Genomic DNA, 21,969 nt, shown 5'->3' with positions numbered 1-21,969 from the left:
AAGCGCCATTATCTTAAATTTCTTATTATATTGTGCAGTATGCACATTTTGTATTTGCTGCTTATGCTGGTAGTAAAGGCTATTTTGTTTTGCGTTGAAAGCCTGAAATAATGACATTCAAAATCTCTTTATCTCATCTGTCAGCTATTGGTTATTGAATTTATACCTTAACTATAGAATTGTTCTTTAGATATATTATGAAACCCCTGAGCTTTGGTCTGCGTCTTGATATTCTTATTATTCTCTTAGTGTTTGCCAGTTTTACCCAATGTCAGCAAAACATCAACTTACCTCCCGCTGATCCTGATAATGGCGGACTTTATCTACCTGATGGTTTTGAGGCTGTTGTTGTAGTAGACAGCTTACCGGGTCGTGCGCGCCATCTGGCAGTACGCGATAATGGTGATGTTTTTGTCAAAAACAGATTTTCTGATGGCAAATTTTCCATTACAGCTTTACGAGATACCAACCAGGATGGGAAGGCAGATATCATTCAAGCCTTTGGCGAAACACAGCGGGAAAGAGGCTACGGCACCTCGATGAGAATACATAATAACTATCTCTATTTCAGTACTGAGCTGATGGTCTATCGCTATGCCCTTACCAGCGATGACCTGGTACCTACCAGCGAAATGGAAATTGTACTAACTGACGATCATGAGCACGGTATGCATGAGCATATCACCAAGCCGGTAGCTTTTGATAATGAAGGCTATATGTATGTGCCTTTTGGCGCTCCTTCCAATGCCTGCCAGGACCCAAAACGCACTCCCAATGTGCCTGGGATGGACCCATGCCCCCAACTGGAAGACCACGGAGGCGTATGGCGCTTTGATGCCAGCAAAACCGGGCTTACGCAGAAAGACGGAGAAAAATTTGCCACCGGTATGAGAAGCGTAGTGGCGATGGAATGGAATCCTATGGACAATAATCTGTATGTGGTGATGCATGGTCGGGATGACTTACTTCGCTTATGGCCTCAGAAATTTACTCCCTGGCAAAGTGCACTGCTACCTTCCGAAGAATTTTTAAAAGTGACCGAAGGGGCTGACTTCGGCTGGCCTTACTGCTATTATGATCAGATGCAAGAGAAAAAAGTACTGGCTCCCGAATATGGTGGTGATGGTAATATGGTAGGCCGTTGCAGCGACTGTGATGACCCCATTATGGGTTTTCCTGGCCACTGGGCACCTAATGATTTGTTTTTCTATACCGGCGAGCAGTTTCCTGAACGTTATAAGCAGGGTGCTTTCGTGGCTTTTCATGGCTCTACTAACCGAGCGCCTTACCCACAATCCGGTTACATCATTGCCTTCATCCCTTTTGAAAATGGGGCTCCTACCGGCGACTTTGAAATTTTTGCCGATGGATTTGCCGGAGTTGACCCTATCGTTAATGTAAGTGATGCAGTCTACCGCCCTATGGGCATCGCCATGGGTCCCGATGGATCTTTGTATATTGGAGAAACTGAAAAAGGAAAAATATGGCGGGTGATGTACAAAGGCGACAAAAATGACTTTGGTGAAGTACAACTAGCCAGCATGGAAGCAAGAAAAACGCTATCCCATATCAGAACGCCTGATGAAGCGGAAGATAATCTGGACAGAGGAGTAGCGGTAGAGGGAGCCAAGATATTCAATACCTATTGTGCTACCTGCCATCAGCGCAACGGACAGGGCGATTCTCAGCGTTTTCCTACCCTGGTAGGTACTAAGTGGGTGCTGGGTGATAAAAGTGAGCTGATTGAAGTAATTCTGAATGGTCTGGAAGGTCCTATAGAAGTGAAAGGAAAGCCTTACAATAGCCTGATGCCTCAGCACAGCTTTTTGAGTGATGAAGACGTAGCCCGGGTGCTGACTTATGTACGACAAAACTTTGGAAATAATGCCAGTGAGATAAGTGCCGAAGAAGTAAGTGCCGTAAGGGAAACTTTACAGAAGGAATAAAGCACAGCAAATCCTCAGAAACTTGCAGAATAATTTAATATTGAGAAAATTAATCTACACTACCCATAAAAACGAATCATGCTTAATAGAAGAAATCTCCTCAAACGCTTAGCCAGCCTTCCTTTAATAGGAGGTATAGTGGGAAGTGGTATACCTATCCAATCATCTTCCGCTACACCGGCAGCAATTTCCGCAAAACAAGATTTATTCAAAGAACTGGGCATACGCCCCTTGATCAATGCCCGGGGAACCATGACTTTTTTATCCGGCTCATTGATGGAGCCAGAAGTCTTAGCTGCTATCAATGCTACCGCGCATGACTTTGCCAATATGCATGAAGTGGAAGACAAAGTAGGAGAAAAAATTGCTGAGATGCTGGAAGTGGAAGCCGCTATGGTCACTTCAGGGGCTGCCTGCGCGCTCACCATTGGTACAGCAGCAGCCATTACCGGTATGGATATGGAGAAAATCAGACAGATTCCTAACCTTCCTGGCCCTCAGCCTGAGGTAATCATTCAAAAAAAACACCGCTATGTGTTTGATCAGGCAGTACGCAGCGCAGGAGTAAAGATGGTAGAAGTAGAGAATGCGAAGGAAATGGAAGAAGCCATTAATGAACGTACTGTCATGTCTCTCTTCTTCAATGGTGCGGTTGACTGGTACGGCATTGAAGATAGCATTAGCCATGAAGAATTTGTGGCCATCTCCAAACGCAATAACATACCTTCTTTCATAGATGCGGCAGCCGATGTACCTCCGCTTGAGAACCTGTTTAAGTACCAGAAAATAGGCTTTGATATGGTTACTTTCTCAGGAGGAAAGATGATTCGCGGTCCCCAAAGTGCCGGCCTACTATATGGACGCAAAGACCTGATTGAAGCAGCCAAGCTCAATTTTTCACCCCATGAGAGCCCGATCGGACGCTCCATGAAGGTGAATAAAGAAGAGATCTTTGGTATGTATGTGGCCTTGAAGCATTATATAGAAAAAGACCATGAAAAAGAGTGGCAGGAGTGGCTGGGCCGTGTAAAACATATTGCTGAAAAAGTAGAGACTGTAGCTGGTGTAACCGGTGAGACCTATATTCCTCAGGGACGGGCCAACGTATTTCCCGGCCTCAATATTAAGTGGGATCAGGATAAGGTGAAAATCAAGCCTGATGAAGTGGTAGAAGCTTTAAGAGCGGGAGAACCCAGGATTGAGACCTCAGCCGGAGATGATGGGCTTCGTATTGCGGTGGTGACCCTTCAGCCGGAGCATGTACCTATTGTAGCCAGACGCATCAAAGAGGTGCTGGAAACAGCAGTATAAATTGATGAGGTATTCAAAACGGTATCAAACAGACATAAATGATTTTTTTAATATAACCAATGCTAAATTTTAACAGTATGAAATCACAACGTAGATCTATTCTAAAGAAAATGATGGCTTCACTGGCCGGAGTGGCAGGCTTAGGTGTAGCCGCACAGGCAAAAAGCGAATCCGCTACTGCTGAAAAAGAAACCTTCAGTCCTCACACTGAGCCTGGTCAGGAAGTACCGCTATTTTCAGGATCTGTCAAGCATGGAGGGTTTGTATTCGTAGCCGGAAAGGGAGCTCATTTTGAGGGAGATATCAAAGCGCATACAGATCACGTGCTCAACGAGTTGGAAAAAGAGCTTAAAAAAGCAGGTTCCTCTATGGATAAGGTGGTAAAAGTAAATGTCTACCTTGCTGACCTTAACGATTATACTGCTATGAATGAAGTGTACCGCGGGCGTTTTGGTAACAACCCTCCTGTTCGTACTACTGTCGCTACTTACGGTGGCGTACCCGGAGATTCACTGGTAGAAATTGACTGTATCGCTTCCGTATAGACTGATTTTAGGGCTAGGGTTTTGGAGTTTACAAACATTCAAACCCCCTGCCCTAATCTCCTAAACCTAACACCTAATCTTATGCTAGACCGAAGACAATTAATCAAACGCCTCTCTGCCCTGCCATTTGTGGGAGGACTCATTGGGGGTAGTGCCCCATTTACCTCAGCCATGGCATCTTCAGCCGCTCCTCTTTACCGCGACTACTTCGCCGAATTGGGAGTACGTACTTTCATCAATGCTGCGGGTACCTATACTGCCATGACTGGCTCCCTGCTACGTGAAGAAATGAAGGATGCCTATAACTATGCTTCCCAGCACTACGTGATGCTGGATGAGCTACAGGACAAAGTAGGGGAAAGAATCGCACAAATGTTGAAATGTGAAGCTGCTACGGTCACCTCCGGTGCTTTTTCTGCCATGACCTTCGGGATGGCAGGCGTACTTACCGGAATGGACCCGAAAAAAGCTGCGCAAATCCCTCACCTGGAAGGTACCGGAATGAAAACTGAAGTTATCATCCAAAAGGCGCATAATATTGGCTATGCCCATGCTGTGCGTAACTGCGGGGTAAAAGTGGTAGAAGTAGAAAGTCGCAAAGACCTGGAGAAAGCCATTAATAAAAACACTGCCATGATGCTCTACATCAACGCCTTTGAACCCAATGGAGAGATCAGCGTAGAAGAATGGCTGGAAGTAGGAAAGAAAAACAATATCCCCTGCATGAATGACTGTGCGGCCGATGTACCTCCCGTAGAAAACCTCTGGAAATACACTCAAATGGGCTACGACCTGGTTTGTTTTTCTGGGGGCAAAGGCCTAAGAGGACCTCAAAGTGCAGGACTGCTACTGGGTAAGAAAGACCTGATCGCCGCTGCCCGACTCAGCGCTCCTCCTAGAGGAGATACTGTCGGCAGAGGAATGAAAATCAACAAAGAAGAGATATTGGGTATGTGGGCTGCCTTAGAGGCTTTCCTCAATAGCGATCGTGACAAAGAGTGGAAGCTATGGGAAGATCAGGTGGCTCATATTGCTGATGCAGCAAAATCTGTGGAAGGTGTAACTACTGATATCCATGTACCACCGATTGCTAATCACGTGCCTACGCTGGGCGTCTCCTGGGACACCAAAAAAGTAAAGATTTCCGGCAACGAACTTAAAGAAGTACTTCGTAGCGGCCACCCCTCTATTGAGGTAGCCGGTGGTGGAGAAGACTCCATTAGCATCACTACCTGGATGATGCGTCCCGGACAGGAAAGAATCGTAGCTTCACGTCTGCAACAGGCGCTGGCAGATGCAGCAACTTCATAACATATTGACCAGGCAGGTCCTACTTTTCATCACCTGTCTTTTATATTTCTAGTGCATAAAACCTGAACCATGAGAATAAAACTTCCTTTACTTTTCCTTTTGCTCTGCCTCGTTAGTCAGGCCTGGGCACAAAACTATAGCCTGCTCCTCAAAGGAGGACACGTAATAGACCCTAAAAATAATATTGACGAAGTGATGGACATTGCCATCAGCGGAGACAGCATTGTACGCGTGGCAAAAAATATTTCCGAAGATGAAGCAGAAAAAGTAGTAGATGTCAGCGGCCTATACGTCACGCCCGGCCTCATTGACATTCATTCCCATAATTTTCACGGCACTGAGCCGGATGCTTACCTTAGCAACAGCTTTACAGCACTTCCTCCTGATGGTTTTACATTCAGAGCAGGGGTAACTACTGTGGTAGATGTGGGAGGAGCAGGCTGGAAAAACTTCAATACTTTTAAGGAGCAGACCATAGACCAATCCAAAACAAGGGTACTTTCTTTCCTCAACATTGTAGGCTCCGGAATGAAAGGTGGACCGTATGAGCAAAACCTCAACGATATGGATGGCAAAATGACCGGGATGATGGCGCAGCGCTATCCTGAGATCGTAGGCGTAAAAGTAGCCCACTACGCAGGCCCCGAATGGAAGCCCGTAGAGCAGGCAGTAATTGCCGGTGAAATGGCCAACGTACCCGTGATGATAGATTTTGGCGGTCATATTCCTCCCCTTTCGCTTGAGACTTTGTTTATGGAAAAGCTGCGCCCCGGAGATATTTTCACCCATGCTTTTGCGCATGTACCGGGCAGAATTCCCATAGTGGATGAGAGAGGGCATGTAAGACCTTATGTATATGAAGCTCAGAAGAAAGGGATCATCTTTGATGTAGGACATGGGGGAGGGAGTTTCCTTTTCCGCCAGGCGATTCCTGCCATGAAAGAAGGCTTTCGTCCTAATACGATCAGCACTGACTTACACACAGGAAGCATGAATGCCGGGATGAAAGATCAGCTTAATATCATGTCCAAATTTCTTAATATGGGTATGACGCTGGAAGAAGTGATAGAAGCCTCTACCTGGAAACCCGCCCAGGTAATCCATCGGGAGGAACTCGGCCACCTGAGTGAGGGAGCAGTTGCCGACATCGCAGTATTTAGCCTGCTTGAAGGAGAATTTGGCTTTATTGACTCAGGAGGATACAGAATGGATGGCACACAAAAACTACAATGTGAGCTTACAATCAGGGCAGGAGATGTTGTCTATGACCTCAACGGAATTTCCCGTCCATACTGGATAGTTGAGTAAAGGAACCGCTAACCTTTCTTCGTATGCTTACTTATCTTTTAGATGAATAGCCAATTATCATTGGTAATATTATGCTGTCTTGCGCTTATTCCAGCTTGCAAACAGTCAGAATCTACTGCTAAAGTTCAGGAAAAGCCTGCCGACGAAAGAGAAGTCAGGGCACTGGTAGAAAATGTGGGTGTAAACCCTTTTATGGAGATAGAAAGAGGCGCAATCCGCCTCTGCCTTGACCCTGTTACGGGTGACTTTTTTTATAATACCATGAGAGGAGATATCTACAGGATATACAGGAATCAGGACTCTCTTTACGATGAAAAAGTTTACTCAGTGGAGGATCATGGGGTAGAGTCTCTTCAGGGCATGCACTTCCGGGATAGCAGCATTTTTCTGGTAGGCAATAAATTTTACAATGACAACACTGCTACTAAAGGTATTGTGATGCGAGGCGAACTCAGTGCTGAAGGAAAGTATGTTTGGGATACATTAGCCATTACTGAGCTATACGGCAAACCCAAAACATTGTACAGTCATGAGTTCAACGGCATCGCCATTGATCCAAATGAAGAATACATTTATGTGAATAGTGGAGCACGTACAGACCATGGAGAAGTGCAGGACAATGATGGACGTTACCCCGGACTGAGGGAGTCTTTTCTGACTGCCTGCGTCTTCAGGTTACCTATAGATGGGAAGGACATTGTACTCAAAGATGACTCTACTTTTCTGGCAGAAAAAGGATATCTCTTTGCCGATGGTGTAAGGAATGCCTATGACCTGGAATTCTCTCCTGCTGGTCATTTATTCGCAGTATCCAACTCTTCTGATTATGACCATCCCGAAGATATGTTCTGGCTCAGGGAAGGATATCATTACGGTTTCCCCTGGAGAATGGGGAATACCGATAACCCTCAGCAGTATGCAGACTGGGAGCCTGATCCGGAGAAAGATCCATTTATTAATCCGGCTGCTTATGCCTATAATCATAACTACTTTAAAACTGACCCTGATTTTCCTAAAAAACCGATAGACCTTGAGTTTACCCTACCAGTATTAAACTATGGCCCTGATGCAAATTTTTACCGTGATGTAGAGACGGGTGAAGTCATGGATGGAGATGATACCGGAGAAGCAGTAGGCACATTTACCGGCCATCGCTCTCCCCTAGGATTGTTTTTTGATCAGGACAGCCTGCTGTCGGAACCCTTCAAAGGTGATGGTTTTGTGCTGGGCTATTCATTTGGTGCACAATCCAGTCTAATGCGTAGACTCTCTCTTTTGGGCGGCGATCTGATCCATATGGAACTTGAGTATAAGGCCGATCTTGATAACTATATAGTGCACTGCTACAGAATTGCAGATGGTTTCAGAGGACCCACGGATGCCTTGATGATTGACAATCATGTATACATTATAGAAACCGGAGGAAGAATATGGGAAGTTATTCTACCCATAGATAGGACTAGCTAAGCCTTGAATACAGAAAGGAAATTAAAGCCATTGGATGTTAGTGAAGCGTGTTTTTTTTCTTATATTTATAGCTATACTAGTCTTTAGAATGCACTATTGAGTATTCATTTAGCTGGTTAAAAATATTTTGACTAGACCTGTAAAAGGAAGAAGATACATAAGTAATAATTTTGTCTGCTTTGCCTTTGCAGATTATGCAAGAATGCAAATCGGAGGTGCTTGGTATTTCTGACTTAATAGTATTCCAATACTCCGGAATACAGATGTCAGGAGCATTTTCATTTGATGATTAATGGTAACGTAACCGATACATTTATTTCAATTTTGTTATAGGTTTTGCTATTCAAAAACGAAGTTTTGCAATTTATTGACCCTTTTTCGGAGAAGTTTAAAAAGTTGTCAATAATGATTCTTTTCGCTGTAATCTTATGCAGGATATTCTGATATTTATCAAAATAAATTGCTTTTCATTCATTAATAACCAAAACAAAATTTTCATGAACCCCCTATTAACCAAACTTAACACCTTCTGACTCCACTAAGAATCAGGAAACTTTCACATGATTAACTAAATTTTACTATGAGAAAATCCTTACTTTTTTTTATTTGTTTTTTACTGCTGCTATCAGTATTTGATGCACAGGCGCAAACACGCACTATAAGAGGTAAAGTGATATCAGGAGATGATGACTCTGCTTTACCTGGTGTGAACGTACTCGTACAAGGAACAAGTACCGGAACCGTCACCGATGTTGAAGGTAATTATTCCATCAACGTTTCAGGAGATAATCCCACACTTGTATTTACCTCGGTAGGTTTTGAATCTGTTACTGAGGAAGTAAACGGCAGATCTACCATTGATGTAGTGCTTATGCCCGATTTACAGCAACTTGGCGAGGTAGTGGTTACTGCCCTCGGTATTACCAAGGAGAAGCGTACACTAACCTATAGTACGCAGGAGGTCGCAAGCGAGGGAATTGAAGAAACAAGACCTTTGAACATAACCGAAGGTTTAAGTGGGAAAGTAGCCGGTGTAGCCATCACTACTACTGGTGCTGGTGTAGGAGCTCCTACCAAAGTTGTACTACGAGGTAACCGCTCACTACAGCCCAATGGTAGCCAGCCCCTTTATGTGGTTGATGGTATCCCGATAGGGGGTAGTATTGCCGATATTTCACCTGACAATATTGCCAGTATATCTGTGCTGAAAGGTGGTAATGCGGCTGCACTTTACGGAAGCCGTGCTAATAATGGTGCAATTATCGTAACCACCAAATCTGGTGAAGATGCCCCTGATGGAGTTACTGCCAACCTGGGATTTAACTACCAGGCTAATACCCCCATACTACTGACTAAATACCAGAATGAGTACGCACAAGGCTCAGCGGGTATATATTCTCCCGCGGCTTATACTTCGTGGGGGCCTAGAATAACCGGACAGATTGTAGACCATTGGTCCAACGACCCTGATTACCTTGCTTCTGTAGGAGGTACTTATGCGCTTCAAGGTCAACCGGATAATGTCAGAGATTTCTTCCAGACCGGACATACCATTGCTGCCAGTGTAGGAGTAAATATTAAAAATGAAAACTCCAATACGCATGTCAACTATACCTATACTGACGGTAAAGGTATTATTCCGCAAAATAACCTGCAGAGACATTATCTGAGCCTGAGAAATAACACTAAGCTGCACGAAAAGCTGACTCTTGACACCAAAGTGACTTATATCCGTAGTAATTTCTCTGATGTATTGTTAAGCGGAGAAACTTTTGATAACCCTTTGCGCTACGCATATATTCTTCCCAGAAACATACGCACACGGGACTTGGAGCACTATCAGTTCTTCAATGAGGCGGGGCAATTGAGACAGCATTTCTATGTGGCAAGATCCAACGAAGCGGGAAACCCTTACTGGACAGTAAATAATGTAAAACGCCCTCAGATAGATGAAAGGGTACTGGGCTTAGTCTCTTTGAAGTATCAAATCACTGATGATTTATCTTTACTGGGCAGATCTGGTATTGACCGCAGTAGTACTTATGAGGAATTCTTACGCTATGTAGACACTTACATTACCGCAGACGGAGGATCATACTCCAAAACCTTTAGCTATGGGCTGGAGTGGAACTCAGACGTACTATTAAGCTATCAAAAAGACCTGACAGAGAATATCTCATTAGGGCTTAACGCTGGTGCTAACCTGAGAATAGCCAAGGCTGAGAGTGTAGGAGGCGCGGGAGACAACTTCAGTGTAGAAAACCTATTCGCACTGGGTAATACCTTAAATCCTCGTCCTAACGAAAATTATGCTGAAAAAGAGCAGCAGTCGGTCTATGCTTTTGGAGAAATTGGCTTTTATAATGCTATTTTCTTGAGCGGTTCTTTCAGAAACGACTGGAGCTCTACGCTACCTGAAGCGAACCGTTCTTACAGCTACCCTTCTGTAGGACTAACTGCGGTAGTAAGTGATTTGGTAGACCTTCCTACTGCTTTCAGTTTCCTGAAATTAAGAGGCTCATGGGCTGAAGTAGGTAACGATACTGATCCTTACCGTCTTTCCAGACAGGCCAATGTAAGAGCAGGTACTATTTCTCTAAGCCCTACTTTACCCCTTGCTGATTTGAAGCCGGAGAGAACTACCACTTGGGAAGCAGGCTTTGATGCCCGATTCCTGGATGATAATCTAAGGTTTGACTTCACTTACTATAAGTCTAATACTTTTGATCAGCTATTTGCCACCAATGTGCCAGTAGCATCAGGTGTAAGCAGTGTGTTTCTCAATGGTGCCGATATTCAAAACGAAGGTTTAGAAATTGTATTAGGAATCACTCCGGTAACTACACCTAATTTCTCATGGGATTTGAATGCTAACTTTGCCAGAAATGTCAGTGAAGTAGTTGAAATTTCTGATGATGTTGATGTATTGATTCAGGGTAGCGGTTTCTTGAACGAATACAGAATTGAAGCAGGCGAACCTTTCGGAAACCAGTACTCACGTGGATTTGCAAGAGATGATGATGGAAATGTGCTGATTGACTCACAAGGTTTACCAGTGGTCACCGCTGGTAAAACTGTACCGGTGGCTAATTTTAACCCCGATTTTCTGTTGGGACTTAACAATACTTTCAAATACAAAAACTTCTCTTTAAGAGCTTTGGTTGACATGCGTCAGGGTGGACAGGTGACCGTATTTACTGAAGCCATCATGGCAGGTAGCGGATTACTTGATTATACTGCTCAGGGAAGAGACGGAAGCTTAGTATTTGGAGAAAACATCTTTGCAGGAGAAACAGCTGTATTGGTAGATGAAACCGGAGCGCCTACAGAGACACCAAATAATATTCAAGTCAGTGCGGAAGACTTATGGAACAGATTAGGGGGTAGAAATACACCGGTAGGGGAAGCTTTTATCAGAGATGCCTCTAACATTCGCCTGAGAGAGCTTGCATTTAGCTATAACGTACCGGAGAGCACGCTATCCAGCCTGCCCTTCCGTAGCGCAAGTTTATCTGTTGTGGGAAGAAATCTGTTCTTCTTCAGTAACAAAACGGAATATTTTGACCCGGAAGCCGTTCAGTCTGTAACCAACAATGCAGAAGGCTTAAGCTCTTTTGCTCCTCCTACAACCAGGAGCTTTGGTGTATCATTAAAACTTGGTTTTTAATAGCAAAAAACATGATGAAGATGAATCGTAGTATATTATATATAGCAGCTTTGTCCATTCTTTTTTTGGTCAATAGCTGTACCGATGATTTTACGGAATTGAATACGGATCCTAAAAATCTGACGGTAGATAACCTTACTCAAAGCGAGTACGGAGCAGTAGTAAAGGCAGCAATGTATACCCCTACTTTCTTAGGAGACCCTGCAAGGGGGCCATTCCAGCTTACTCAGTCACTATTTTCGGATATTTATGGAGGCTACTTTGCCACTACAGCCCCCAACTTCAACTCTGATAAGTTTATCCTGGTAGGTGGCTGGCTCAATGGAGCGTTTAATTATTTCTATTCCAGTGCCGCTCCTCAGATCAAATATGCAGAGGATTTTGCCGCTGAAAATGGCTTTGAACTGGAAAACGCCATGATGAAAGTATGGCGGGTGTGGTCTTACCATAGAATGACTGACTATTGGGGGCCTATACCTTACTCAGAGTTTGGAAACCGAGAAAGATCAGTACCCTATGATGCACAGGAAGATATCTACGCGGATTTCTTTACTACCCTGGATGAGGCGATTCCGGTTTTGCAAAGCAATGCAGATGAAACTTCTTTCTTAGGAGCTAATGATTTGGTTTACGGAGGCAATGTGAATCAGTGGCTTAAATTTGCGAACACACTGCGCCTTCGTCTGGCCATGAGGGTTAAATATGTAGATCCAGAGCTAAGCAGAACCGAAGCAGAAAAGGCAGTATCAGTTGATAAGTTCATTGAGAACAATGAGGACAATGCCATCATAGAGACAGACGCTGATTTCAGAAACCCTTACAATACTATTACTCAATGGGGAGAGTTTCGTATGAGTGCCGATATGGAAAGTATCCTCAAAGGATATGAAGATCCGCGGATACAGTATTATGCTGCTCCTGCCGCTGAGCCAGATCCTACTGATGATCCTGCCGGTATTTCATTCCCCTACGAAGGTATGAGAAACGGACAGTCTCAGGTGGCCAAACAGGGTACCAGCTTTAATACAATAGCTTCTGATATGGCTCCGGCATATACTGAAGCTGGAGCACCCGGCCCGAACTATGTGGTGATGAACGCTGCTGAGTCTTACTTCCTGAGAGCTGAAGGCGCATTAGAAGGATGGAATATGGGTGGAGGAACTGCTCAAAGCTTTTATGAGGATGGTATCGTTACTTCTCATGAAGAATATGGCTTAGACGGAAATAATCTGGCTGGTAATCCTTATGTAAGCAGCCCCAATACACCTGATTCTTACAATGGAACTGATCCTGCACCTTCTGAAGTACCTGTTGCCTACAATGCCGGAGGCAGTGTAGAGGAACAGTTGGAACAAATCATCACACAGAAGTGGATTTCTCTTTATCCCAACTCTCAGGAGGCCTGGGCAGAAAAAAGAAGAACAGGTTACCCCACCTTCTACGATCGTCTGAATACTGATGACCCGGCCATTCCGGTGACTACTGTGCCCAGAAGAGTGCCTTTTGTAGATGGCGAGTTTACTACCAATGCTGAGGCTGTTAATGCAGCAGTAGATAATTTACTTGGTGGTCCTGATAACGGAACTACTAAACTCTGGTGGGATGCTAAGCCCTAATTTATACTGACTTTCTCTCAAAAAGTGCCAGTGTCCCTGGCACTTTTTTTTATCTTTATCCTTGTTATGAACAAACTACTGACCTATTTCTTGATCGGAATTTCAGGCTTAGGCTTACTCTCAGCCTGTGATGATACTGAAGAAGCACAAACATTATTCACCAAAATGCCTGCTGACGATACCGGCATTCATTTCAGGAATGTACTGAGAGAAACCGAGGAGTTTAATGTCATGAAGTATGGTTATTTCTACAATGGAGGTGGTGTAGCCGTAGGAGATATTAACAACGATGGCCTTCCCGATATTTATCTCAGTGGTAACCTGGTCGCCAGCAAGCTTTATCTCAATAAAGGCAACTGGGAGTTTGAAGACATTACTGAAGAAGCAGGAGTAGCTGCCGCCGGCCTTTGGAATACCGGAGTCAGCATGGCTGATGTCAATGGAGATGGGTGGCTCGACATTTACGTGTGCCGTTCGGCAGCTGCTGACCCCAGTAAACGGAAAAACCTGCTCTTTATCAACAATGGAGCTACCGATAGTCAGCAAATCACCTTCAGAGAAATGGGAGAAGCCTATGGACTAGCTGACCCTGGCTATACCACACAAACCAGCTTCTTTGATTATGACCGGGATGGAGACCTGGATGCCTATGTGCTTAACCATTCTACGCAGGAATATGCAGGATTCAGTAATGTAACAGGGCAGTTGAAAAGCAGAACAAACTCTATGCTGGGAGATAAATTATACAGAAATGACAATAACAAGTTCATAGACGTGAGCCAGGAGGCCGGCATCATCCAAAATGTTTTGGGCTTTGGTCTGGGAGTGAGCATTACCGATGTCAATCAGGATGGCTGGTTTGATATCTATGTGAGCAATGATTACAACGAAGAAGACTATCTCTACATCAATCAGCAGGATGGGAGTTTTACTGAGTCCCTGAGAAATTATATGAATCACGTTTCCTTATTTTCTATGGGTAGTGATGCTGCTGACCTGAATAATGATGCCCTTCCCGACATTGTTTCCCTGGATATGCTTCCCGAAGGAAACGAGCGACTGAAAATGTCGCTGGGACCTGAAAATTATGACAAATATTTGCGGCTGATCAATAGTGGTTTTCATTATCAGACAATGCGCAATATGCTTCAGTTGAATAATGGAAATAATTCATTCAGCGAAGTGGGACAACTGGCCGGTATCTCCAGCACCGACTGGAGTTGGGCCGCACTTATTGCCGATTACGACCTGGATGGCTGGAAAGACCTATTCATAAGCAATGGCTACGCCCGCAATTACCTGGATATGGATTTTATGAACTATGTGGTCAATGAGCAGGTAAAAAGCCAGCGTGAAAATATGGATGTGGAAATTATGGGTCTGGTAGAAAATATGCCTTCCATAGACGCGCAAAACTACATCTATCAGAATCAGGGAGGCTTGAGCTTTAAGAATCAGGCTACTGCATGGGGACTGGATGAGCAAACACAATCCAATGGAGCTATCTATGCTGACCTGGACAATGATGGTGATCTGGACCTGATTATCAATAATGTCAACGAAGATGTATTTGCATACAGAAACAATAGTGAAAGCCTTCTGAACCATCACTACCTGAAAGTTCGTCTCAAGGGGCAGGCTAAGAATCCGTTTGGAGTAGGGAGCAAAGTGTATACTTATGACGATGGAAGAACACAATACCAGGAGATGATCCCGGTAAGAGGTTTTCAATCTTCGGTAAGTTATGAATTGATTTTTGGTTTAGGTGAAAACAGGGCCTTGGATAGTCTTAAGATCATCTGGCCCGATGGCAAACAGCAAATTTTACCTGAAATAAAAGCCGATCAATCCCTCCAGCTTGATTACTCCCAAGCAAAAGCGGCCCAGGAAAATCATTCAGCAACAAATCAGAGCACATTATTTCAGGCAAAAAACGATAAACTCAACATTAATTTCACCCATCAGGAGAACACCTTTTTTGATTTCAAAAGGGATAAGATGCTGCCTTATGGTATTTCTAACCTGGGCCCTAAAATTGCCAAAGGCGATGTGGATGGCGATGGCCGTGAAGACCTCTACCTGGGCGGGGCAAAAGGACAGGCCGGACAACTTTACCGTCAATTGTCTGATGGCACTTTTTCCAAAATTGAAAGCTCAGCATTAGCAGATGATGCCAAATCTGAGGACAGTGATGCCTTATTTTTTGACGCGGATCAGGATGGTGATCTGGACCTGTACGTCGTCAGTGGTGGTAGTGACTTTGCCGAACGGGATGCCTCCCTCCAAGACCGCTTATATCTTAATGATGGACGCGGAAACTTCAGTCGTGCCGAAGGTGCTTTGCCAGAGATGCTGAGCAGTGGTGGTAGCATTGCCGTAGCTGACCTGGAGAACGACGGAGACCTGGATCTGTTTGTAGGCGGGAGATTGGTTCCGGGCCGATACCCCTTAGCTCCACAAAGTTATCTGCTGGAAAATGATGGTTTGGGAAAATTTACCAACATCACAGATACTTTTAGTCCGGCCCTCTCAGAAAAAGGCATGATCACGGCCGCGCACTTTGATGACCTGAATGCTGATGGCTTCAAAGACCTGATAGTCGTAGGAGAATGGATGCCAATCAGCGTATTTTATAATGAAGGAGGGAAAACCCTTCAGGCGGCAGAACTTCCTTCACTGGCAAAAACCTCCGGGTGGTGGAATACCCTCTACGCAGGAGATTTTGATCAGGATGGAGACACTGACTTTATCGCAGGTAATTTTGGCAAGAATAATCTTTACCATGTCAAAGCAGCGCAACCTGCCCGCCTTGTCTATAAAGATTTTGACGGTAATGGCTCTATTGACCCTATCTTTACCCACTATCTACAGGGGGAGGAAGTGTTTGCTTACAGCAAAGATGAGTTGCTTGGCCAAATCATTTCTCTGAAGAAGAAGTTTTATGACTACAAGACTTTTTCCCAGACTGCCCCAAAGGATTTCTTCCCTCAGGAACAGCTTAATGGCGCAGATACCTTGTATGCTCATATGCTGGAATCCGTTTATTTGCAAAACGAAGAGGGCAGCTTCAAGATCGTACCATTACCTGCTGAAGCGCAATTCTCTCCTATTTACGCCATTACCTCTTTGGCAGTAAATGACGATAAGTATCCTGACTTGATCCTTGGAGGTAATCAATCTTTGGTCCGCGTAAGCACCGGGCGCTATGACGCTAATTACGGACTTGTACTTGCCAATCAGGATGGAAACTCATTTGAAACTGTTGATCCGGCAAAAACAGGTATCAAACTTAGAGGTGACGTACGCAGCATTGTTAAAATACCGATTGAAGATAGCTGGCATTTGTTTTTCGCCCGCAACCAGGATAGTCTTAAGGTCTTTCAGATGAATAAAATACTGTCTAAGAATATGCAGGCCATGCAATAGCCATTTGTACGCCTTACAATAGCTTGTTGTGAGGCGTGCAACAACTTATTGTATGCCATGCAATAGCTTATTGCATGTCGTGCAAAGGCTTATTGCGTGCCTTGCAAAGGCTTAATGTATATCTCATCACACAAGCCTTCTACAATTTGCCTCTTCATTCCTCACCAGCTCAACAGTAAGGCCCTTATTTCACCAATAGAAATGCCTAAAAACAGGACTTAAGCAAATTCGTAAATTGTTCTTACCTTTGCCCCAAGCAAACAAGCACAAAATTAATTTTCACAACAATCAACCGATATGGCTTATAACTTATTAGCTGGAAAAAGGGGCATTATTTTCGGTGCTCTTGACGAGAATTCAATTGCCTGGAAAGTAGCACTGAAGGCACATGAAGAGGGGGCATCTTTTACTTTGACTAATGCCCCTATTGCTTTACGTATGGGTAAAATTAATGAACTGGCTGAGCAGTGCGAAGCTAAAGTAATCCCCGCTGATGCTACTGCGGTAGAAGATCTTGAAAAACTGTATCAGGAATCAGTAAACACGCTGGGAGGTAATCTGGATTTTGTGCTGCACTCTATAGGCATGAGCCCTAACGTACGCAAAGGCCGTGACTATGGCGATCTGAACTATGACTGGTTTCAGAAGACACTGGATATCTCAGCACTATCATTTCATAAGGTCATGCAGACTGCTGAAAAAATGGAGATCATGAATGAGTGGGGATCCATACTGGCACTGACCTATATTGCTTCTCAGCGTACTTTCCCGGACTATAGCGACATGGCACAGGCCAAGGCGATGCTGGAATCTATTGCGCGCAGTTATGGTTATCGCTTTGCCAAATCAAAGAAGGTGAGGGTAAATACTATTTCCCAGTCACCTACCAAAACTACTGCTGGCACAGGAATTACAGGCTTTGATGTATTCTTTGATTATGCCAATAAAATGTCTCCGCTGGGCAATGCCAGTGCTGAAGACTGCGCAAACTATATCATCGCAATGTTCTCTGACTTTACTCGCATGGTGACTATGCAAAACCTGATGCATGATGGCGGCTTCTCCTCCTCAGGCATCACTGAAGAATTAATTGCTGACCTTTCTAAATAATGACAAATGATTGATGAATAGTGATAAATGGGGTGTTACACTGTTTATCATTATTCGTCATTTCAATAATCATTATTCATTCTTTATCTCTCATCAAAACATGGTGGTCTTTCCTAATGCTAAAATCAATCTGGGGCTGAACATTCTCCGCAAACGTCCGGATGGGTTCCACGACATTGCTTCCTGCTTTGTACCCTTGCCTTATACGGATGTATTGGAAATCATAAAAAGTGATAAGTTTGGTTTTAGCAGCAGCGGTTTAGCCATTCCGGGAGACGAAAAAGACAATCTTTGTAGCAAGGCATACCAACTACTGCAAAAAGATTTCAACCTTCCTCCGGTAAAAATTCACCTGCACAAAGTAATTCCAATTGGCGCAGGTTTGGGAGGTGGTTCCGCTGATGCCTCATTCTCCTTGAAATGTCTGAATCAGATGTTTGACCTTTTTCTGGATGATTTTCTGCTGGAAGAGTATGCGGCCAAATTGGGAAGCGACTGTCCGTTCTTTATCAAAAATAAGGCAGTAATGGCTTATGGTACAGGTAATGAATTTGATGAGGTTTCTCTCTCCATTTCACAACAATTTTTTGTGCTGATTACTCCTCCTATCCATGTAGCTACTGCCGAGGCTTATGCAGGCATCAGTCCTCAGGAGCCGGAAAACGATCTCAAGGAGATCATAGAAAAAAAGCCTCTTTCGGAATGGAAAGGGCTTATTCAAAATGATTTTGAGCAGAGTATTTTTTCAAAATATCCGGCTATCGCCCAGATCAAAGATCAATTATACCAGGCAGGAGCCAGCTACGCCAGTATGAGTGGTAGTGGAGCTACAGTCTACGGTATTTTTGAGCAGCAAACCGATGTTACTTCGCTTTTTCCCGAAAATTATCAAATCTGGCATAGCCCTGTCAAAGATGAAGGCTTCTCGGTCTAGCGAAAATTATAAGTCACTTCTCTATCTTTCTTAGGACTGCTGCTGGCTGCCAGTTTGTTTTCATTGGCATATAGCATATTGTAAAGGTTTACTACCCTTAGCTGCTCATGTACTTTATTTAACTTGAGCTTACAGCGCTTGATATACCTCACCACTTCATCTTCATATCTAGTCATCCGAGGCAAAATTTCTTTTTCAAAATCATTGATAGGGGTCAAGCCTGTACTTTCTTCGTGCATGAAGTACGTATGCTTACATACCGTATTCAGATAGATATGGGGTGCACGCATGTCTTCAGTAATTCGCGGACGACGCACATATTCGCTTCTTCTAAGCATCGCAAGCTCACCGTGAGAGATGACTTCAAAAAAAGCTTTTCTCTGGTAGCCGGGGTATACGGGAGTATCAACGGATACATATTTACGACGAATCTGCTTAATGGGATCAAACAACTCAAAGTAAGCAAGGCTCTCTGCCGTAAAAGCCTGCGTCATACCATTGGTCTTGATTCTTACTACTTCAAACTTAAGATCGTAGCTGATGTCTCCTTCAAACGTTTTACCATTCTCCAATAACACCTTGCCGTCGCACCACAACCCATAATCAGGCATTGTCATCGCACTAAAAGACACCAAAATAAACACCGCAAATACATACATCTTCTTCATGATCCTTCGGATATACAGTTAAACTTTGTGATTGGGAAGCAGTGACGCTATCCTGGTTAAACTGTATCAAACATGAAGCCCTGAAAGCAAAAAGATACCGCCTTTCAGATAGATATATCAGAAGTGTAAGAAATGCAGAATATAAATAAGATCACCTAAATGAGATAAGCCATACGCATAAAGTATAAGCCTATAAGCTGATTTATACTTACCAAAATCCCTCTATACCGCCACTTCGGCTTTGATATGGGGATGTGGATTGTAATTCTCCAAGGTAAAATCTTCATATTTAAAGGAAAATATGTCTTTTACCTCAGGATTGATTTTCATTACAGGTAAGGGGCGAAGTTCACGGCTAAGCTGTAGCTGAGCTTGTTCCAGGTGGTTACTGTATAGGTGTGCATCGCCAAAAGTATGCACAAAGTCTCCCGCCTCCAACCCACAGGCCTGAGCCATCATCATGGTTAGCAGGGCATAGGAAGCAATATTGAAAGGTACTCCGAGGAAGACATCAGCACTACGTTGATAGAGCTGACAGGAGAGTTTACCTTCGGCTACATAAAACTGAAAAAGTGTATGACAAGGCGGCAGCGCCATGTTCTCAATATTGGCGACATTCCATGCCGAAACTATAATCCGCCGAGAATCAGGCGTATGCTTGATCTGATTGACTACCTGGCTGATCTGATCAATATGTCTTCCATCAGGTGTAGGCCAACTACGCCACTGATAGCCGTATACCGGCCCAAGATTGCCATTTTCGTCAGCCCACTCATCCCAGATTCGCACTTTATTTTCTTTCAGATAGCGAATATTGGTATCTCCCTGCAAAAACCATAACAGCTCGTGGATAATAGAGCGCAGATGCAGCTTTTTGGTAGTCACCAGAGGAAAACCTTCTTGCAGGTTGAACCGCATTTGGTAGCCAAAAATACTTACTGTACCCGTTCCGGTACGGTCTTCTTTCCTGACACCATTGTCCAGAATATGCTTCATCAAATCATGATACTGCTGCATAGCTAAGAGGGATTTGTTTTTTGGGCATTGCAATTTTAATGAGATGTGTCAAAAATAGCTACCCGATGAAGATATTTTCTTTATCTAAGGGCTAAACAAACTCATTCAAATTACAGCTGTTAATCAAGTAAGCAGTTATTGTATTTTTTCAACTGAACAACATACTTATGCAATTTTTTTCCCTCCGACTCATTGTACTGCTCTGCCTGGTATTAGCAGCCTGTAACACCCCAAATCAGCAAGAGGAAGCTTCTGCCAACTCTCATGATACTATTACCCAGACTGACTTTGGAAACATCCTTATTGTCACTGCTGACGAAAAATATAAGACACTGAGGGTGAAGACCACCGATTCTGACTTACGGAAAATATTATCTGAGGATACGATCGCATTGAGCCAAAGAGAAGGAGTACTATGCCAAAATAAAGCTAAAAACCCGGAAACGCACTATGGTTTTCAGGCAAGAGATGACCTAAGCAAATACTATTTTGCTTTCTACAAAGGTAGCCTCATGAAAGAAGAATATGAGTGGTGCAGGCTTTATGAGTATGATGCATCTCTTGAGGAGTGGACCCAATTGATTGACTTTGGGGAGATATATGAGCCTATCTGGAAGTATGTGGATGGTAAGAGTGCTATCGTTTATGTAGACCAGAAATCCGGTACGCTCTTATCCTACCACCTGGGTAATAAAAATATTGACACGCTCAGAAAAGTAAACATTGATGTAAGAGAACATGCCCTTGAAGCAAAAGATGGGCAAATAAAGCTTAGCTACAAAGAAGACGAGCAGGTAAAACAAATTCGTTATAACTTTTCAGATCAAACTCTGGAAGAAGAGACCATGGCACCTGCCAATGGTTTTTCCAGTATATATCAGGAATATGTGTTGCAGGTGTATTTTAAAAATATTGAAGAGCAGGGCTTTCGTCTATACCAGGAAGGCAAACTCATTGCAGACCAGCCTTTCACGGTAGGCAACGTCAATAGCTTTTGGAATGAAAGTGGTAACTTTTACCTTCTGGGAGAAGAAAGCATCTTTATGATGAATACTAAATTAGATACTTTGTCTACTATAAAGCTCAATAGTCCTTTTATTTATAATGTACTGGAAGAACAAGTTTTAGCGCATGAAAGAAAGGAGGCAGATAAAGGAGAAATTCAACCTTATCTGCTTCCTAAAGACCTGTCTACCAAGCAGGCTACGCAAATACTAGAAAATACTGAGTGGACTTTGCTCGTACGTGAAATTTAGTTTTCAAAAACCTCAGATAAGCTTTCATCTAGCTCAGCAAACATGTTTTTGTCTTTGATAATATAGTGCCTGATGCCCTCTCTTACCATTTTAAGCACGAGCCCTCCATCATCTTGTCCGCTAAATACGATAAAAGGAATTTCGCTGTGTTCCTCTTTTACCCATGTGTAAAACTGAAAACCATTAGCACTTTTGTCATCCTCAGTAGAAAAGTTATAATCTGTAATGATTAAGGATGGCTTTTCTTCCTTAAGCTGCGCCATACAATCTTCCACTGTATAGAATTCACGTACATCGTAGCCTTTTCTAGTCAGAAAAGCTGCTATAGTAGCCGTGAATGTATCATCATCATCTACAACAAATACCGTATTTTTTTGACTTTGCATT

Annotated in this window: 15 protein-coding genes; 12 read left to right on the top strand and 3 right to left on the bottom strand. The window is 43.6% G+C overall.

Annotated elements, in window-relative coordinates; translation table 11 throughout:
* Positions 1-197 precede the first annotated feature (197 nt).
* The 11 genes from WJR50_RS03325 to ispE all read left to right on the top strand — a co-directional run bounded on the left by WJR50_RS03325 (position 198) and on the right by ispE (position 18,641).
* Positions 198-1,946, top strand: coding sequence for a PQQ-dependent sugar dehydrogenase (locus tag WJR50_RS03325; RefSeq protein WP_341291796.1), 1,749 nt, complete (start codon positions 198-200; stop codon positions 1,944-1,946).
* 78 nt (positions 1,947-2,024) lie between these two features.
* Positions 2,025-3,257, top strand: coding sequence for an aminotransferase class V-fold PLP-dependent enzyme (locus WJR50_RS03320; RefSeq protein WP_341291795.1), 1,233 nt, complete (start codon positions 2,025-2,027; stop codon positions 3,255-3,257).
* Between the two features lie 77 nt (positions 3,258-3,334).
* A complete protein-coding gene (locus tag WJR50_RS03315; protein ID WP_341291794.1) occupies positions 3,335-3,802 on the top strand; it encodes a RidA family protein in 468 nt (155 codons plus the stop codon).
* Positions 3,803-3,883: 81 nt separating this feature from the next.
* Complete coding sequence (locus WJR50_RS03310; protein WP_341291793.1) at positions 3,884-5,113, top strand: selenocysteine synthase; 1,230 nt, start codon at positions 3,884-3,886, stop codon at positions 5,111-5,113.
* Positions 5,114-5,182: 69 nt separating this feature from the next.
* Positions 5,183-6,421, top strand: coding sequence for an amidohydrolase/deacetylase family metallohydrolase (locus WJR50_RS03305; RefSeq protein ID WP_341291792.1), 1,239 nt, complete (start codon positions 5,183-5,185; stop codon positions 6,419-6,421).
* A gap of 42 nt (positions 6,422-6,463) precedes the next feature.
* Entirely contained in the window at positions 6,464-7,888 is a 1,425-nt protein-coding gene (locus tag WJR50_RS03300; RefSeq protein ID WP_341291791.1) for a PQQ-dependent sugar dehydrogenase family protein, read from the top strand.
* A 580-nt stretch (positions 7,889-8,468) separates the two neighbouring features.
* Positions 8,469-11,555: a SusC/RagA family TonB-linked outer membrane protein gene (locus WJR50_RS03295; RefSeq protein ID WP_341291790.1), complete on the top strand. Its 3,087-nt coding sequence runs from the start codon at positions 8,469-8,471 to the stop codon at positions 11,553-11,555.
* 20 nt (positions 11,556-11,575) lie between these two features.
* Positions 11,576-13,171 (top strand): SusD/RagB family nutrient-binding outer membrane lipoprotein, encoded by a 1,596-nt coding sequence (locus WJR50_RS03290; protein ID WP_341291789.1) that lies wholly within the window; start codon positions 11,576-11,578, stop codon positions 13,169-13,171.
* A 66-nt stretch (positions 13,172-13,237) separates the two neighbouring features.
* On the top strand, positions 13,238-16,597 hold the full coding sequence (locus tag WJR50_RS03285; protein ID WP_341291788.1) for a VCBS repeat-containing protein: 3,360 nt from the start codon (positions 13,238-13,240) through the stop codon (positions 16,595-16,597).
* 297 nt (positions 16,598-16,894) lie between these two features.
* Positions 16,895-17,707: an enoyl-ACP reductase FabI gene (locus tag WJR50_RS03280; protein ID WP_341291787.1), complete on the top strand. Its 813-nt coding sequence runs from the start codon at positions 16,895-16,897 to the stop codon at positions 17,705-17,707.
* A gap of 13 nt (positions 17,708-17,720) precedes the next feature.
* Positions 17,721-18,641 (top strand): 4-(cytidine 5'-diphospho)-2-C-methyl-D-erythritol kinase, encoded by a 921-nt coding sequence (gene ispE / locus WJR50_RS03275; protein ID WP_341291786.1) that lies wholly within the window; start codon positions 17,721-17,723, stop codon positions 18,639-18,641.
* On the opposite strand, the gene WJR50_RS03270 is transcribed toward ispE, so the two are convergent.
* Both WJR50_RS03270 and WJR50_RS03265 read right to left on the bottom strand, forming a co-directional pair.
* Entirely contained in the window at positions 18,638-19,309 is a 672-nt protein-coding gene (locus tag WJR50_RS03270) for a hypothetical protein (RefSeq protein ID WP_341291785.1), read from the bottom strand. The genes ispE and WJR50_RS03270 overlap by 4 nt on opposite strands.
* A 222-nt stretch (positions 19,310-19,531) precedes the next feature.
* Entirely contained in the window at positions 19,532-20,326 is a 795-nt protein-coding gene (locus tag WJR50_RS03265; protein ID WP_341291784.1) for a thymidylate synthase, read from the bottom strand.
* A 167-nt stretch (positions 20,327-20,493) separates the two neighbouring features.
* Here WJR50_RS03265 and WJR50_RS03260 point away from each other — a divergent pair, with 167 nt between their 5' ends.
* Positions 20,494-21,582 carry a hypothetical protein gene (locus WJR50_RS03260; protein ID WP_341291783.1) on the top strand — a complete coding sequence of 363 codons (1,089 nt, stop codon included), beginning with the start codon at positions 20,494-20,496 and terminating at the stop codon, positions 21,580-21,582.
* Here the strand turns inward: WJR50_RS03260 and WJR50_RS03255 are convergent.
* A complete protein-coding gene (locus tag WJR50_RS03255; protein ID WP_341291782.1) occupies positions 21,579-21,968 on the bottom strand; it encodes a response regulator in 390 nt (129 codons plus the stop codon). The genes WJR50_RS03260 and WJR50_RS03255 overlap by 4 nt on opposite strands.
* Between the last annotated feature and the right edge of the window lies 1 nt (position 21,969).

The sequence above is a fragment of the Catalinimonas locisalis genome (assembly GCF_038039535.1).
Lineage (GTDB): Bacteria > Bacteroidota > Bacteroidia > Cytophagales > Cyclobacteriaceae > Catalinimonas.
This window is presented reverse-complemented; position numbering and strand designations above follow the sequence as displayed.